Source organism: Nocardioides antri (assembly GCF_008373765.1).
Classification (GTDB): Bacteria; Actinomycetota; Actinomycetes; order Propionibacteriales; family Nocardioidaceae; genus Nocardioides; species Nocardioides antri.
Window position 1 is genome coordinate 23,409 of sequence record NZ_VUJW01000005.1, and the last position, 16,060, is coordinate 39,468.

General features: G+C 65.7%; 18 protein-coding genes. 10 read left to right on the forward strand and 8 right to left on the reverse strand.

Translation table 11 applies throughout. From position 1 onward, the window contains the following. Positions 1-71: 71 nt before the first annotated feature. The 4 genes from F0U47_RS11955 (at position 72) to F0U47_RS11975 (ending at position 1,733) form a co-directional block, all read left to right on the forward strand. The gene (locus F0U47_RS11955; RefSeq protein WP_149750717.1) at positions 72-320 is read left to right on the forward strand and encodes a helix-turn-helix domain-containing protein; all 249 of its coding nucleotides are present in this window, start codon (positions 72-74) and stop codon (positions 318-320) included. Further along, complete coding sequence (locus F0U47_RS11960; protein WP_149750718.1) at positions 313-510, forward strand: helix-turn-helix domain-containing protein; 198 nt, start codon at positions 313-315, stop codon at positions 508-510. Before F0U47_RS11955 ends, F0U47_RS11960 begins: the two co-directional genes overlap by 8 nt. 429 nt (positions 511-939) lie before the next feature. Beyond that, positions 940-1,155, forward strand: a complete 216-nt coding sequence (locus F0U47_RS11970) for a hypothetical protein (protein WP_149750719.1) — start codon at positions 940-942, stop codon at positions 1,153-1,155. A gap of 311 nt (positions 1,156-1,466) precedes the next feature. Beyond that, positions 1,467-1,733, forward strand: a complete 267-nt coding sequence (locus F0U47_RS11975) for a hypothetical protein (protein WP_149750720.1) — start codon at positions 1,467-1,469, stop codon at positions 1,731-1,733. A gap of 520 nt (positions 1,734-2,253) precedes the next feature. Here the strand turns inward: F0U47_RS11975 and F0U47_RS21175 are convergent. From F0U47_RS21175 to F0U47_RS11995, 5 genes are all read right to left on the reverse strand, one after another. After that, on the reverse strand, positions 2,254-2,397 hold the full coding sequence (locus F0U47_RS21175; protein ID WP_188111316.1) for a hypothetical protein: 144 nt from the start codon (positions 2,395-2,397) through the stop codon (positions 2,254-2,256). A 276-nt stretch (positions 2,398-2,673) separates the two neighbouring features. Continuing rightward, on the reverse strand, positions 2,674-3,159 hold the full coding sequence (locus tag F0U47_RS11980) for a hypothetical protein (protein WP_149750721.1): 486 nt from the start codon (positions 3,157-3,159) through the stop codon (positions 2,674-2,676). A gap of 192 nt (positions 3,160-3,351) precedes the next feature. Continuing rightward, positions 3,352-3,720: a hypothetical protein gene (locus F0U47_RS11985; protein ID WP_149750722.1), complete on the reverse strand. Its 369-nt coding sequence runs from the start codon at positions 3,718-3,720 to the stop codon at positions 3,352-3,354. Positions 3,721-3,761: 41 nt separating this feature from the next. Further along, entirely contained in the window at positions 3,762-4,085 is a 324-nt protein-coding gene (locus F0U47_RS11990; protein WP_149750723.1) for a DUF7662 domain-containing protein, read from the reverse strand. Positions 4,086-4,116: 31 nt separating this feature from the next. After that, positions 4,117-4,872, reverse strand: a complete 756-nt coding sequence (locus F0U47_RS11995; protein ID WP_149750724.1) for a protein NO VEIN domain-containing protein — start codon at positions 4,870-4,872, stop codon at positions 4,117-4,119. A gap of 296 nt (positions 4,873-5,168) precedes the next feature. Here F0U47_RS11995 and F0U47_RS12000 point away from each other — a divergent pair, with 296 nt between their 5' ends. Beyond that, positions 5,169-5,714, forward strand: coding sequence for a hypothetical protein (locus F0U47_RS12000; RefSeq protein WP_149750725.1), 546 nt, complete (start codon positions 5,169-5,171; stop codon positions 5,712-5,714). 116 nt (positions 5,715-5,830) lie between these two features. Further along, a complete protein-coding gene (locus F0U47_RS12005) occupies positions 5,831-6,202 on the forward strand; it encodes a hypothetical protein (RefSeq protein WP_149750726.1) in 372 nt (123 codons plus the stop codon). 135 nt (positions 6,203-6,337) lie between these two features. Here F0U47_RS12005 and F0U47_RS12010 read toward each other — a convergent pair whose 3' ends face one another. Then, positions 6,338-7,717: an IS110 family RNA-guided transposase gene (locus tag F0U47_RS12010; protein WP_306439290.1), complete on the reverse strand. Its 1,380-nt coding sequence runs from the start codon at positions 7,715-7,717 to the stop codon at positions 6,338-6,340. 312 nt (positions 7,718-8,029) lie between these two features. Between F0U47_RS12010 and F0U47_RS12015 the strand changes: the two genes are divergently transcribed. After that, a complete protein-coding gene (locus F0U47_RS12015) occupies positions 8,030-10,093 on the forward strand; it encodes an ATP-binding protein (protein ID WP_149750727.1) in 2,064 nt (687 codons plus the stop codon). A 258-nt stretch (positions 10,094-10,351) separates the two neighbouring features. Here the strand turns inward: F0U47_RS12015 and F0U47_RS12020 are convergent, their stop codons facing one another. Further along, positions 10,352-11,800, reverse strand: a complete 1,449-nt coding sequence (locus F0U47_RS12020; RefSeq protein ID WP_149750728.1) for a hypothetical protein — start codon at positions 11,798-11,800, stop codon at positions 10,352-10,354. Positions 11,801-12,079: 279 nt separating this feature from the next. Here F0U47_RS12020 and F0U47_RS12025 point away from each other — a divergent pair, with 279 nt between their 5' ends. Further along, complete coding sequence (locus F0U47_RS12025) at positions 12,080-13,060, forward strand: DUF6615 family protein (protein ID WP_188111317.1); 981 nt, start codon at positions 12,080-12,082, stop codon at positions 13,058-13,060. 731 nt (positions 13,061-13,791) lie between these two features. Then, the gene (locus tag F0U47_RS12030; RefSeq protein ID WP_149750730.1) at positions 13,792-14,508 is read left to right on the forward strand and encodes a hypothetical protein; all 717 of its coding nucleotides are present in this window, start codon (positions 13,792-13,794) and stop codon (positions 14,506-14,508) included. A 63-nt stretch (positions 14,509-14,571) separates the two neighbouring features. Here F0U47_RS12030 and F0U47_RS21180 read toward each other — a convergent pair whose 3' ends face one another. Beyond that, entirely contained in the window at positions 14,572-14,745 is a 174-nt protein-coding gene (locus F0U47_RS21180) for a hypothetical protein (protein WP_188111318.1), read from the reverse strand. A 205-nt stretch (positions 14,746-14,950) separates the two neighbouring features. Between F0U47_RS21180 and F0U47_RS12035 the strand changes: the two genes are divergently transcribed. Then, positions 14,951-16,003, forward strand: a complete 1,053-nt coding sequence (locus F0U47_RS12035) for a hypothetical protein (protein ID WP_149750731.1) — start codon at positions 14,951-14,953, stop codon at positions 16,001-16,003. The last annotated feature ends 57 nt before the right edge of the window (positions 16,004-16,060 follow it).

Consider the following 16,060-nt stretch of genomic DNA (forward strand, 5'->3'; position numbering starts at 1 on the left):
GACGGCCAGATTGATCGCCCACGGCACCGCGACGGACATAGGTGACCAGACGACCAGCAAAGGAGTGACCCGTGCAGCCCATCCAGATCCCGGCCGAGTGGAGCGACAACGGCCTGCTCACCTTCGAGGAGTTCTGCGCCCTCATCCGTACCCCTCAACGCACCGTCCGCGACTGGCGGCGACGTGGTGTGGGACCCCGCTGGGCACGGTTCGACGGCGGCGGCCGGCTCTACATCACCGTCGCCGAAGCCCGCCGCTTCCTACGAACGGCGAAGCCGACCGCCACCGTCCGACCTGCAGAGGAGCGACCCCATGGCTAGGAAGAAGGACCTGCCCGTCTACGTCAGCCTCGACGAAGCCGCTGAGATGATGTCGCTCTCCACCCGCACCATCCGGCGACGGATCAGTGACGGCACGATCCCGGCGTACCAGTGCGGTCGCCGCGCCATCCGCATCCGCGTCGACGAACTCGAGGCGGCGCTACGCCGCATTCCCTCTGCACGGTGGTGAAGGGAGTCCACTCGTTGCTACGAGTGGTACGGCTCAGCCGATCCGACCTTTCGCCCGAGCCACCGCTCGACGTCGGCCGTTTCCCAGATCGGCCCTGCGGCAAGGCGAGCGACGGGCTCGGGGAAGTCCTCGCGTTGCGCCAGCTGATTTGGCCCGTTGGCGACTGACGCCGAGCAGTTCGCGATCCCACAGAGGATCCATGCGGCCGTGGTTATCCACAGGACGACGGTGACCTGGACGCGGTCAGGTGCCACCGTGTGACACTCGAAGGCGGACCCAATTGAGGGCGGCCCCGGCCGGTGCTGGAACACCGGACCGGGACCTAGGACCGAGTGCACGAAGGGCACCCAGACCATGAATCCATCTTCTCCTGTTCGCCACCCGTCCGGCCAGCGGGTCGGGCATCGCGATAATGCTGCCGGTGCTCCGGTGAGGGAGTACCGCCGCGAACGACAGCACCTCTACCCGTTGGAGGATTATCAGGCCGCCATCGCGATCGGCAGCCCAGTGAGGTCCTTCTGCGGGATCGACGTGGCTTTGCTCTGTGGCGATGCCTCCGACGTCGTGGAGGTCAAGGAGCCCGATGTCCAGGACTGCATGACCTGCGTCGACATCTGGCGCGGGCGTGAGCTGGTGCGGCTATGAGCGCGAGTCATCCCGACCGCGCCGAGCGTCAGGCAGCTCGACCGTCACGGAACCGGGCACTTTGCTGCGAGTGCGGACAGCTCCGGACGGTAGCGCGTACTTACCGCGGCAAGCGACCGGAGGGCGCCTCAAGCGACCTGGCCGGCCCATGGTGCACCTGGCTGCGATGCGCCCACTGCCGCGCGACCACGGCACACGCCCTGATCGTCGACGCCCTGGCTGACAGGTGGAGTCGCGACGGGTGCGACCGGGAGCGACACGACCGCCTCGCCGACGTACACCGCCGCCGGGTCACGCGGCGACTCAACGCGTTGGCAACGGAGGGCGTCACGATCGTCCGCGCGCCGTCCGCCGAAGACATGAACCTCGACGACGCCCTCGTCGAAGTCATCGAGTACGACGACGCGCGCGGCTTCCTCCTCCGCGTCTGCATGACAGCGGAGCCGAGCCGACTATTCCAAGCTCTCGAGCTCGCCGAGGACCTGATCGATGCACCCAAGGAGCTCGGCCCGTGGGCGGATCAAGTCGCGGGACGCTGGCGCGGGCTCGCCGTCATGGCCACGGCCACAGGTCGTTAGAAGCGCCGTCGCGTGTCAAGCGCGAACCCTGGGCCGCGCCCTTGCAATCCGACGACCATCAGTCGTCGCTGGCGATCGGCCGCTACGTACGGGGTGCGTCACATCGCCAATTAAGACGCAGCTCCGATTCGCTATCCGGTCGTCGACACCAGAGGCGCCCGTCACGGCTGATAGAGGCCAGCCACGCCGCCGACCACGTGGCATCAACCAGCCCCCGGAGGGCTGCTCACCTTAGGGATTCGGCCCAAGTCGTCTGCGCGGCGTCGGCGACAGGCTGGTGGCCCCTACTGCTTCCGTCCAGGCTGCAGGAAACGATGAGGCCGTGCTCTTCTTTTCGGGTAACCACACAAGGGTCTGACCTGCGGCGGATGGCGAGCTCGCGGGCCGCCGTCACGCGCCAAGCGGCCGAGCGCCTCATTCATCTTGACGTCGAGACTTCCGAGTGGTGGTGGTGCGTATAGCCGCGTATAGCTCGGTACCAGATATATGGGCTATACGAGAGACTCGCCATCGCCCAGCCCTACGCGCCCTGGCCGGCGTCCAGCCAGCGGTCCTTCATCGCGCGGCACCACCCGTCGTGCGCCTCGAGCCCCCGCCGCTTGGCTCCGGTCCGGTCCTCCTTGCCCTTGAGGAGGCCGGGATGCACGAGCGGGAACCACTCCACGTCCCGTCCGTTGATGTTGAGCTTGCAAGCGGTGCCGTACAGGCCCGCGTCGTAGATCTCTTGGAGGTTCTCGCCGGGAGCGGTCGCGTCCGCACCGAGTAGGCGACGCAGTGTGCCGAGTGCTTCGTTGCCGAGCGAGATGACGGTCTCGGTCGGGTCGGCGTTCGTCAGGTCGGCGCGCGACCCGGTCGCCGAACTGCTCCACGGCCCACGAGATCAGGGTCTGCTCGGGCGGGCGGGTGGTGATGGTGACCGCGGGCCACCCGGCGCGCTTGGCTATGGGGCGTAGTCGTCGTCGATGGCCGTTCCGCCTACGCGTCGGGCGGCAGCGCCGCGCTTGAGGAGAAACGCCTGGTAGACGTCGGTGAACGCGGTCTGTCCGGGGGTGACGCCGAGGCAGTCGAGGTAACGCTCCTGAACGGTGCGCCCGCTGGTTCCGTTCGTTCCCGGTCCGACCTTCGCATTCTCACCGGGGTCGATGCCGGTGGCAGCTTGGACGTGCTTGCGCCACGCCGCGATGTGGTCCTGCGCCGCTTGCGGGGTGCGGTCGCCAGTCCAGAAGACCTCGGGCTCGACGTCGACTGCCATCGAACCGATCGTCGGTCGGCGGAGGTCGTCGTTGCCCAGTGCCCACCACCGAACGTGGAATGCACTGGGGTAGACGCCGACCACCAGCACCTGGGCTTGTCCCTCCGAGGCCGGCCGCATATCCCTAACCGTGTTGGGCCGCCCGAAGGGGAACGCCCCGTAGTCCTGGTCCATCGATACCCCCGAGTAGATCCGGGCGTGACGGCACCCAACCTGCCACCAAATGGCGCGATACGCACTGATGGGGATCAGCCGAGGTTCTCCAGCTGCAAACCGGCGCGCTGGGCAAGCACGAGCGCGGCGCTCTCGGCCATCAGCCGGCCGGCCTTGCGGGTCAGGTCCAACGGCTCGCTGCCCCCTTCCCCTTCACTCAGGTCCGCGGTGAGCGCGACCGCAAGAGTCCACCCCTCCGCCACCGGCCAGGTGGGTGCGCAGGGCCTCGTTCACCCGCAAGCTGGTGCGCTGTCGCGGACTGGGATTGCGGTAGTTGCTGGCCAGCCGTCTCCGCAAGTTGTCGGCCTCGCCGATGTAGAAGCGGTCAAGCTGGCCCGAGCCGGTGAAGTGCATGCGGTACAGGCCCGGCGCCTGCGGGAGCGGCCGCGGGAACGTGACCTTGCCATCGCCGTCCAGGGTCACGGGCCCGAGGTGCTGCCAGGAGAACCGCACCGAGACCGCGACCTCTTCGGCAACCGCAACCGGCTCTGCCGGGACCGTCGCCTTCACCGGCTCGGGCATCGGCACCGGCTTCGACACTCCGGCTGACGCCGCGGACGCGGTCACAGCCGCCTCTGCCCAGACCTGGCCGGTACAGCGCCGGATCGTGCGGCGGCGAGCCGGTCCGCGCGGCTGCCGCCGACCTGTCCGCGGACGAATCGCACCCGCCGATCCGCGAACTTGACGGTGTCGACGTGCCACCCCGCCTCCCGCCATGCGAGCGCCTGCCCATGGGAGCTGTTCGCCCACCACTGCCGCACGGTGCGCGCCGACGGTGGCAGCCCGCCGACCAGCCGGTCGACCTCCGCGAACGTCAGCTCCACAGACACCTGGTCCGCAGGCAGCGTCGCCAGGTGCGCCGCCAACCGCTCGTACTTCCCCGCCATCGTGTGCCCCCCTCGATCGATGCCTGAGACGCTACGCGAGCTGGACCCGGAACACGTGCGGGACGGACGCGGACAACACCTGCTCCGGGATGAACTCGGTGAGGGTCGCAGAGGTCAGGGCCTGGGTGACCACGGCAAGCCGCCAGGCGGGGTCGGTCCCAGCGGTCGCGTGCTCATTGCGGGTCAGCAGGATGGTCGGCTTCGTCCCAGAGACGCCCTTCACCTCCAGGTGCAGCTCGTCGCCGGCCCGCCGGGCAGTGAGGTCCCATCCCACCTTCCGCGCTGACACGTCCTCGACGTCCCACCCCTGATTCCGGTAGGTCGTTGCCACCAGGTCCATCGCAGCCTTCTCCACCTGCGCGTTCGTGACCGGGTCGCCGTACCCGGCCCCGGTGGCCGTGACCGTGATGAGCTCCGTCGCCGACTGCGTCCCGCGCCGCATCTCCGGCGGGCTGACGTGGATCGGCACCACGTTGCCCGGCCCCTTCACGATGAGGCCACGCTCCTCGAGCACGTCGTACACCTCGGTACGCAGCGACCGCAGGCTTAGCGCCTCGCGCTCGTCGAGGTGGGCGTCCTGCTCCCACCACGGCCGGATGCCGCCCGCGGACAGCCACCAGCCGTCAATGCGCGGCGACGGCTCGGTGCGCTTGTCCCACAAGAAGTCCACGCACAACGTGAGCAGCTCGTCGAGCTCGGTCTCGGTCAGGTCAGTGGCTTTCACGCCCAGCCGGCCGGCGTCCGTCGCCCGCGTCAGCCCGCCGCGAAGCAATTCCTCGAGGTCCATCGCACACACTGTGCCAGCGCGCGGGCCAGTCCGGCACTACCTCGGTTCGTCTCCTGGCCGCAGCCGTCGAGACGAGGCTCTGCGCACGGCACGCGGGTCGCTCACAACCACTTGGACCTTGGAGTCGTCACGCAGCGACCGCCGGCTCGCCTTGGCGCTCGCCTCGGGCGTCACCGGCACCAGCCTGGTTCTGCGCTTCTCGATGGTCATGGCCACACCAGTGTGCATCGGTGATCTGGCGCCTGCGGCTGCAGGGAGCTGGTGACCACCGCCTTGCGCGGTGTAACGCTGGGGTCATGAGTGACGAGGCACATGCACAGCTCGCCGAGATGGCCCAGCTGCTCACCGAACGCAACCTCCTCGAGCAGCGGATCGCCCACCTGCTGGGGCGGCCCATGAGCACGGGTGCCCTCGGCGAGTGGATCGCTGCGCGGGTGTTCGAGATCCGGCTCGAGGATGCTGCAAACACCCCCGGCCTCGATGGCTACTTCACGACCGGCCCGCTGGTCGGGAGGAGCGTGAACATCAAGCTGTACGGCAAGCGCGACTGCCTCGACATCACCCCCGCGCTGCTGCCCGACTACTACCTGGCGCTCACCGGGCCGAAAGGGACCGCGGCCAGCTCGCGCGGGACGCACACGCCGGTGCTCATCGACGGCGTGTACCTGTTCGACGCCGAGACGCTCGTCGCGACGTTGCGCGAGCGCGGGGTGCAGGTCGGGGTCGCGAGCAGCGTGCGCGTCGCCGACTGGGAGGCCGCGCGCCTCTATCCCGCGGCGTCGTCACCGGTGTTGGTGCTCACCGACGAGCAGCGCCTGCTGCTCAGTCTGTTCAGCGGCTGAGCGGCCTGTCAGACGCGTCCGGTCGGTGACAGCCATTCGGTATCCTGTTCAGCGAGAGGACTGCGTCAGGCGGTCCGAATGCCCGGCCGCAGTGGGCGGCTGGGGAGGAGTAGCACGTGTCTGCATCCGTGATGTTCGTGTCGGTAAACAAGACGTTCGACCCGACGTTCACCCTGTCCCAGCTCGAGCCGTGGGTGGAACGCGCCTGGGCGATGACGGTCGCGAAGGCGTCCGGCTGCGACCGCGTCGTGGCGGTGTACGGCGGAGCCCCGGTCGCATGCTGGCGCATCCGGTCGGCGTTCCCCACCGAGGAGACCTACGAGACCACCGGCGGGTCGCGGCCGCGCGTTGGCCTCAGCCTCGGAGAGCCGCTTCCCGTGCTGGCGGCCTACCTCGAGGTTCCGGCGCTTCGGCACGGGTCCGCGACCACGGTGCTCGACGTGGCGCCGCTGGGTCCCGAGCGCGACGAGGCGCTGACCAGCGCCTGAGCGCTACCCCCACGGGGTCGGTCCTACTGCCGGCCCCGTGGACCAGCTCGGCCGGGCTCCCAGGGCCGGGCACCGACTCCAACATCGGGGGCTGCCCGTGCGCCTGAGGCGATGCACACCGGCTCCCTTCTGTTGTCAACCGGTGGCGGTGAGGGGCCTCTTCCTGGTTGTGGCGATGGGGCGTAGCGTCGTGGGCGCGGGTCCGGGAAGTGGCTGATCCGAAGTGTCGATGTGCGGGGGCAGGTCGACCGCGCTGGATTCTTGAGTCGCCCCGCAGTGCCCTCCCGGACCCGCCTCGACGAGGTCGGGCATTGCCCGTCGTGCGTCCTCGACGAGTTGTCGGTAGATGGCGTCGGAGATCCTGCGCTTGAGGCACCGGATCGCCTCGAGTGGCTTCTTGCCCTCGCCTCGTTTGCGTCGGTAGTAGGCCCGACCCTCGGTATCGAGTCGCAACTGGGTCACCGCCGCGATGTGGATCATGTGGTTGACCCGGCGGTTGCCGGCTCGGGATAGCCGGTGCCGGTTCTGTTCGCCCGAGGATGCATCCAGCGGCGCGGTGCCGGTCCAGGAGGCGAACCTGTTGCGGTCGGCGAACCGTGCGACGTCCCCGACGTCGGCCAAGATCCGGGCGGCGACGACCGGTCCGACGCCATGGATGTCCATCAGACGCGAGCCACGGGCGAGCACCATCGCCTTGAGCTCGGCGGTGGCCTTCTTGATCTTCGCTTCTACCGCGATCAGCTCGGTGAGTTCCTCGGCCGCGATCCGGCGACGGGTCTTGCCGGCAACGTTGCGGGGACGAACGGTGGCCAGCATCCTCTTCGCCTGACCAGTGGTGATGTCGCGTTTTGCCTGTCCAGGCAGGAGTTCTGCGAGCAGCGCCTGCAACCGGTCCACGGTCTGAACCCGCCGCCGGGTCAACGCTTCGCGCCGGTCGGTGAGCATCCGCATCGCCTCTAGCTCGCCGTCGATGCGCAGCACCCGCAGGCCCTTGGTCCGCACCGCGACCATCGCGATCGAGTGCGCGTCGTGGGCATCGGTCTTGCGGTTGTGACCGGAGTCGAACAGTCGCACCCGGGCAGCGAGTTTGGCCGGGACGTCGACGACTCGCTCTCCTGACTCCAACAACCGCTGCGCCAGCGGCCGTCCGACGCCGTTGGCACCCTCGACCGCCCACACCCGATCGGGCCATGCCTTGTAGCCGGCCTGGTCGGTGGTGAACCGACCAGGCCGAGGAGATACTCGTCGTGGTCGACGACCTCGATCGTGGCTGACAACTTGTGGGGATCTACCCCGATGATGACCTGCTCCATGAGCGGCTCCCGCCTGTCCGTGTGCCGATGTGGTCCGGCGGACGGGCATTGCTACTACGAGCAGAGCAGTCCCTTCTTGAGCCACGCACCGCCACGATGCCCGGCGGGCTGCAAACCGATAGTGAGCCACACCCCGCGCACAGGGTGGGCAGCCCAATAGAGAGCGTCCCGCCGAGCATCTAGATCGAGTCTGGCCTGACATCGATCCTGCGAGGAGTCTCTAGTAGCCCAGATTGACGCACGTGGCCGCAGCGTCATCGGGTCGGCGCCCAGCAACATCCGCTGGACCAGGTCGGTGATGATGAGTGGACCTGGGCGATGAAGAGGATGAGGTAAGCGCACGGCGCGCTGGGCAGTGTCAGGGTCGCCAAGAAGCAGACGATCTGCTGGCAACATCAGCTCGGTCACTGCAGAGATGAAGGAGGAGCGGTACTCACAATCGGTTCTGGCGCTGGGTCCGTCTGTCAGCGGTGCTCGATACAGTCTTGCTTCTACCCGGCACGGAAGGCACACCATGGCTCTCAGGACCTCGCTGGCTGGGCGAGTCCGCAACACCAGTCTTCCCAAGAGCCACTCCCTCCTGCCACTGCTCGAGGCAGTCGTCAACGGCCTCCAAGCCATTGACGAGCGGTTCGGCGATGACGTCGAGCACGGACGCCTGCGGATCACAATCAATCGCAGCACGCAAGGAGAGTTCGACCTGGGAAACGTCGCTTCCGGCCGCACCCCGCTCAGGCCGATTGTTGGGTTCACCGTCGAGGACAACGGCGTCGGCTTCACGCCCGAGAACATGAAGTCGTTCGAAACGCTGGACAGCGACCACAAGGCAGCAGTCGGCGCTCGCGGCGTGGGCCGCCTGCTTTGGCTCAAGGCCTTTGAGCGCGTCACGGTACGAAGCGCCTATCGCGACGAGGAAGAGAACCTGCGTGAGCGAAGGTTCAAATTCTCGGTTGAGCGCGAGGTAGAGCATGAAGCCGACGGTCCGGTCGAGCAGGGCGAAGACCCCAACCGGTTCAGCGACAGCGGGACCATCATTGACCTGGACAGGTTCAACGACGCCTTTCAGCGCAGCGCACCCAAGACCGTCGAGGCCATCGCACGCGAGATCTTCGAGCACACCATCTGGTATTTCTTGCGCCCAGGCGGTGGGCCGGAGGTCGCGGTCGTCGACGATGAGACCGTCTCGCTCGCTGAGCTTCTCAAGGACTTTGTCTACGACGGTTTGGCCCCGACGAGTGTGATCGTCAAGGGCACTAGGTTCGACATGACTAACCTTCGTCTAAAGTCCTCGACGCGGAACCTCACTCCGCGGCTTTACTGGTGCGCAGCCAATCGCGTAGTCATCGAGGAGAACCTGGCCAGCAAGGTCACCGGCTTGTACGGCAGGTTGAAAGATGAGTCGTCAGCAGAGTTCACCTATGTCTGCTATTTGTCATCGACCTTCCTCGACGAGCACGTCCGCGCTGATCGGACCGCCTTCGACCTCGATGACCGAGTTCCTGGCGAAGCCCTAATCGACGAGGTCTCGCTCGACGACATCCGAGCCAGCGTCCTTGAGAAAGTCGAGGACCTTCTGTCGGACTCGCTCGCGACGGCGCGAGAAGAAGGAAAGAAGCGTGTTGCTGACTTCGTCAGCACTCGAGCACCGCGATATCGGCCAGTGCTGTCGCGGCTGGAGAAGCTCGGAGTCTCGGTGGACCCCACCATCAAGGACGCCGACCTGGAACTCCTGCTGCACCGGAGCCTGCAGAAGTTGGAGGCCGACACCATCGCACAGAGCCAGATGGTGTTCGCACAGTCCGACACACTCACACCGGATGAGCAGCAGGAGAACCTGATCAAGTACCTGGACACCATCACCGACATCAATCAGTCCGACCTTGCGGCGTATGTGTCGCGGCGTCGGGTGATTTTGGACGTACTGAGCCGTGCCATCGGAACCAACGAGCACGGCAAATACGCGCGCGAAGAGGTGGTGCACTCCCTCCTGATGCCGATGAGAACCGAGTCGAACGAACTGGGTGCGGACGCGTCGAACCTCTGGATCCTCGACGAGCGCCTGGCCTTTCACGACTACCTCGCATCAGACAAAACGCTTACGAGCATGCCGATCACCGGTTCCGACTCCACCAAGGAGCCAGATCTGCTCGCAACCCGACTCGTGGACGCGCCGGTGCTGACTGCCGACGGCAAGACCACCCCTCTTGCTTCAATCGTGGTAGTAGAGATCAAGCGCCCGATGCGCAACGACGCGTCCGAAGGCAAGGACCCCATCGCGCAGACTCTGAGCTACGTGAAGCAGGTGCGTGCTGGTGGCCTTCGAACGGCACAAGGCCGACCGGTGTCGGCGTATCCGGACGCGCCGGCTTTCTGCTACGTCGTCGCCGACCTGACGCCCACGATGATCGACAGGTGCGATCTTGCCAACCTGCGGCGAACTCACGACGGCCAGGGATACTTCGGCTTCAACGAAGCGGCCAAGGCCTACATCGAGGTGACGTCGTTCGACCGACTGCTCAGCGCCGCGACCGAACGCAACCGAGCCTTCTTCGACAAGCTTGGCCTGCCCTCGACGTAGACCGAACGCACCCGGGCTGGAGGAGTGATCGCTAGATCCCGCAAACGAACGGTCTGTGCCGAGGATTCGGGCCGGATTCTCGCGGCCTGTCACCTCGCCCGAGTGGGATAGCAACTGCCCATGTCGCAGGACGTCCACTACTAAGCGGTGTGATGAACGAGCCCGCTCACAAGTGCCCCCAACCCACGTTTCGGCGGTGCGCAAATCCGCCCCCCTTAATGAAACCGGGCCGGCAAGCCACTCCTCGTGCCGCCGCGCTCAATTGTCGACGACGTCGCCGACCGGCGTAGAGGTAACGGTTGGGATCTGGTCGATCCGCTTCGAGAGCGCGAGGAAGCAGAGCGCATAGGCACGTCGGGCTAGGTACATGTCGGCCGAGGTCGTCTGCTCGGCGCCGTGGACGAGCTCACTTCGCGACGCGTACAAGTCGCCGACTGCCTGCTGCATTGCCCGGGTGCCGCGCTGTCCGCGCATGAGTTCCTTGCATCGGCTCATCAAGGTCGCCCTCACCTTGCCGTAGTGATCGGTGAGGAGCGTCTCGAATGCGGTCGAAAGCGCTACCCGTCCTGTCCAGTCATCAGCCGAGTCCGCGAACGAACGCCGGAACATCTGCAGCGAGTCGAACAGCCGATTGACCGTCCTGCCGGGAGCGTTGAGCCTTTTGCCAGCCACCTTGAGCTTCAGCTGTGCGATGTACAGCTTCTCAACCTGGGCTTGCATGTCGGCGCCAAGCGCTACCTGCCGACGCCAATAGGTCGGATCCAGGTCGAAGCCGAGGGCGGCCATTTCGGAAACCTCCACGCGGCCGCCGTGGATGGGAACGCAGTCGCCGGCGAGCTCGGTCTTGTGGGCCGGTGGGTCGTACAGCGCGAGGTAGTGGTGGATGTCGAGTGTTTCCCAGTTATTCGTCCGCGAGGACGACATTAAGAAACCTGCGCGATCGGTCGTGGCTGGCTGGAGCGCAGCCAGGAGGGAGAGTAGGCCGACTACTGACTGCACCCGGTTCATCAGCAGATGTTCATTGGCGTAGTAGCTGCCCGGCAGGTGGTTTGCCCTGACCACCAGCAAGGGGTTGCGTTCAAGCCATTCGGCACCGCGGCTTAGACGCCAGTGCTCAAGGAGATCTCGGGGAAGTGACTTGTTCACGCCGAGTCGCTCCGCCGCTCTCTGCAGTTGGCCGAAAGTACGGCCCATGTCGTTGCTTTGCGGGAAGAGTGCATACCCACTGTCTGGGTTGACGATCGTCAACTGTCCCCGCCGCAGGGGGTAGAAGAGTCCGGCGCTCAGCACCCCGAACGAGTGGACGGGAAAGATAATGAGCCCTGGCCGGTTCATGCGGCCGTCGCGGATGCGAGTCAAACACTCGAGGAGGAGGTCGGTGACGTTGTTGTCCTGGGCGCCGTGAAAGGCGAGTTCGTCGATGACGTCGATGCCGATGAAGATTTCTCTGCTCCAGAGCGCTTGTGCGATCGCGCTGCGGACCTGGGTGAAGTGGTGAACGAGCGCCTTGGCCTTCTTGATGTCGCCCGGTGTGGCGGTGCTGGGCGCGTACTCAGGGTCGCTGTACATGGCTAGCACGTCGACGCTCGGATAGGTCCGCAGTTCGGCGCGGTTCCGCAGCAAGTAGTCCGCCGACTTCTCCGGGCTGTTCTTGCCCTTGCCTCGGATCTCGTCGGCGAGGCCGACCACAGCTGGAAGGCGCTTCATTTTCCCACCTCGGCCCTGCTTGGATGTCCCCATCCTCCCAGCCACAACGTGCTGCCACCTAGGGAATTCGACGTCTCTGTAGCAATACCCTTGCGGCGGTCTGCAGTCTGACTCTGGTCGATGTTGCGCGGACGACGCCCTTGTACGCACGCCCTACACACCGGACGGCGCCGGGAAGGGACGGCTGGTCAGAACCGATCGGCCATTACGCCGCGTCCAGGCGATGCCGTCGGACACGGACGTAGGCCACAACCTGCGGCCTTCCGCGACAATGGGTGGATGACTGCTCCTGCTGAGGACCTCGAACCGACCTCACTGTTGGAGGCATTCACGCGAATCCGAACCGCGGCGGAGCGTTACATGGACGATCGCGACGCCAAGGACCTTGGCTGGGTTGAGGAGACGGTGACCGACGTCGCCATCGGCGAAGGCATGCCATTCGTGAAACCGGTGCAATTCAATCGGACGCAGGAGGGCATCGTCGGCGCGGACTGGTTGTGGTGGTGGCTCGACTCAGCAAGCGGCGAGTGCTTTGGCGCGCTGATCCAAGCAAAACGGGTCAAGCGCGGCGGCACGAAGTGGATCGTCGATGTCCGTCACGGACTTGACTCCGTCGGCGATGATCCGGACGCGAGCAAGAGCCAGTATCGCAAGCTGCTCGACACCGCCGAGCAGCTGGAGGTTCCGGCGATCTATGCCTTTTACACCGGCGGCCTAGTCTTCCGCCGCGACCTGGGCTGCCTCCACCCAGGGACCCCTAAGGGGTGTATCTCCTGCCGACGCATGGCCATCACGCTGCTGAGCGCCTTCCTGGTCAGGTCCGCGTGGGAACCTGACGCGGTCGCCGACGTGGTTTTCTCCGACGGGGTGCCCCTCGAAGACTTGGCTGACCCGGCCATCCCGACAGCCCCGGTAGATGACCTCAACCTGCCGCAAATCCCACCCGGAGAGCTTCGGAACTTCCTGCTGGAGGAACAGGCGGGACCACGCGATGTCGCCAAGCGCATTTTCGCTGCAGTTGCACACGCCCGACGCGGTCAGTTCTCGCTGGCAGTGGCGGAGCCTCTCGCGTTGCCAGCGGCGCGGGTGTTCAGCGAGGTCCCGCAAGACACCGGGCACTTCCCCGGGCCGTACTTCGAACAGGTCCTGCGCGGGCTGCGTGCCGAGGCGCCCGCTTATGTTCTTGACCTCCTCGCCGACGAGCCGCCTCCTGAGGAACTCACCCGCCTCGTCGCTGGCGTCGTCCTTGTCACCTACTAACACTTCGGGGCAACGGGCCCAGCGGTTTTCGCTACTCGTTGCCGAGCGTTTCGGTCTGCTGCGATGTGCCCTATTGAGATGTGTCATATCGCCGCCTGACGGCGCGTCCGATCCGCCGATACCGCCGACAGTCGGATGGAGACCCACCAGACTCATTGCCGTGGGCAACTTCGCGATCACCCATGCCTGCCGTCTCCTACGCCCGCGAACTCTGGCGATTCGGGGAGGCGGATCTGGCGCGACGCTTGGCCGCGATGTCTCCGAGCCAGTGCGCAGATGTCGGTGAACGGGCCGACGACCTGAGTATGAGCGGCGCGGCTGAGCGGCCTTTGGCCCGACGGGCCTCGAGGTCATGCGTCGGCGATCCTGCTGGCAGCGGTCGAGTACCTCGAAGGGCGGCCTCGACCATGCGCACGTGTGCGCCGCCTGCCTAAGAAGTCGTTGCCTGAAGAGTGGAAAAATCAGCGAATAGGAGCGGTGGGTCGCAATCTCGCCCGTCCCTCGCGAAATGAACTCGCGGATGCATGGACGCGAGTGACCTCTACTGCGGCGCCTCGGGTGCGTCTTAGCGCCCGTATCGCCAGCCACCGTGCCGGACAGGCCGCGGAGCGTGGCAGATCGCTGCCCTCCATACTTGACGATGAGGTCATCCGCTGAGGTCGATCGCGTTGGGCACGCTAAGAGTTGGGTGGAACCCCGGACGCAGCGACAGAAGTCGCTAGCATCCCTGGATGGCCATCCAGCCCGACGTCGGGTCCGTAGTCGACAAGTACGCCCGAGCGCTTCGAGCGCCTCGTTTGCTATTTGACCTCTACCCAAACCCGCGGCCACCTGGGAAGCCTCACCTGCGTTATCAGCCGATCCCTGCTGGCGTCGTGATGGCGGTGGTGGGAAGTTTCGAGGGTTTCGCCGAGGACCTGCTCGCGCTGGCCCTCTACCGGCAAGGGCATGGCTGGGCGCACATTGCACAGAACTCAGATCTCACGAATCCGTCAGTCGGGGATCTGGCCAAACGCCTCACGGACACGGTCGGAGTCAATGCAACTCCACCGAACAACTGGGCCGTCAAACTGCCAAAGCAACACGGCATCAATGGCTGGAATCCGGCGAAGGCAGAAGGCTGGACTGAAGTGCTCAGGCGTAGTGAGGGCTGGGTACAGGTACGCCACTGCTTGGCTCACGGTCTGGTCGCGGGCCTCGGCTCGGAGGTTTGGCCCGGCCCAGCATCCAAGAAGAACCTCGCAAATCAGGCCGCACTGACGACGGCCAGCGACGTCCTAGCGCGATCGAGTATTAAGGCGCCTGCCGAACGCGGCCTCTACATGTGGCCAGCCGTGGACTGTGCTCGAGTATTCACCCACGGCGCGGCTCACTTGGCCGAACGCACGGGCAGCCTGTTGGGCGATGCTGTGGACGCGTCAGTGCTGCTGACGTTCGACAACATTTAGCGGCGAGGCGTCGTTCCGCCTCCTGTCGGCGCACCCGGGCCCAACTTGGGCTCTGGCGGTGATCTACTTCTTGCGGATTGTCTTGCAGTCTTCGGTCTTCATAGAGAAGACCTGCTCATCACTCTTGTAGAAGACGGTGTAACTGCCCTCCTCCAGGTACTCGTCTGCATCGACCTCGATGTTGGTACGGGGAAACGCAGCGAAATCTCCGGTCGCCTCGTTCACGATGAATGCCATACCTAGAAGGTAAGCGAGTGGACCGACACTTCCGCACTGCTTAGAGAGCATGGATCCCGCCAGCAGACGAGACCTGTGTCATTGCGCCGCGAGCGGGGTGCGTGCATCACGCTACTGACGCAGCGGTGACTGACTTCAACGCGGTTCCTGTGGTCATGATTGAAACCGAGCACGCCGGCGCGCGTCGTCAGGCACGATCGTTGTCATGGAGATCCTGCTCGGTGTCGCGCTGGTCGCCGTCCTCATATGGGCGGGAGTGCGCATTAGCCGCAACCGCATCGAACCGGCGCACGGACGACGCCCAGCGAGCCAATCGTCGTCCGCCTCGAGCGGAGCTAGCCTCTTCGAGAGTGAGTCACCACTTCGCGCTGACATCGACAGGTCCGTTCAGCGCGATTTCGGTCGCACGCCTGCCGCGCCAGAACTTGGTCGAGTCGGGCGCAAGGCGTCCGCGGACCACATGCCTCCTGCCCCGGCTGGCCGCGGCAAGGAGGCATGGTCACCTCGCACGCAGCAGCTGGAGGTAGCAGGCGAGTGGTATCGAGTCGAGAACCTTCGCACTCTGTTCGCGCGCCACGCAAAGGTGTCGGAGTCCGGTGCCGAGATCCGGCTACCGGCCGTTCTCGTTCCTGATGCGGGCAACCCGCACGACGACAAGGCCGTCGCCGTGTTTGTCGATGGCCTGCACGTCGGGTACATGGAGCGCGCGGATGCCAAGAAATACCACCTGCACATCTCGCGGTTGCCTGGCGGCGAGCTCGTCGTGACGTCACGACAATGGCTTCGGGCGTCGGCGGACGAAACCTGGGCGCGTGTCACTCTCTCGTTGCCGCTGCCGGAGCACCTCCAGTGCCCGAACCCCTTCGGGCCTGACTGCGTGAGCCTCCCTCCAGGCTCGACCATCCAGGTCACCAAGGAAGAGCACTACATGGAGCACCTGGTTGGCCTTCTGGACCGGTACGGCAGCGACACGGTGGTCGCCGCGTCTCTTCGGTCCCTCACCGAGGAACGGTCCCGCTCGTCCGTGGATCTTGTTGCGGTCGATATCGACGGGCAGCAGGTCGGTGTCCTGTCGACAACGCAGACGGCGAATTTCATACCTCTCGTTCGACGAGCTGAGGCGGAGGGCAGACAGATTCTCTGCCGAGCTTCTCTGCGCGGCAACACGCTCAAGGCGGATGTGGCGCTCCACGCTCGAAAGGCGCACGAGCTCGACGAGACCGAGTTGCAGGAGCTCTTCGCCACTCGTTCGACCTGAACGGGTTGCATCCAATGCCGGTGCGTCCGGTCATTGAACTCCCCCCCCCCCCCCCCC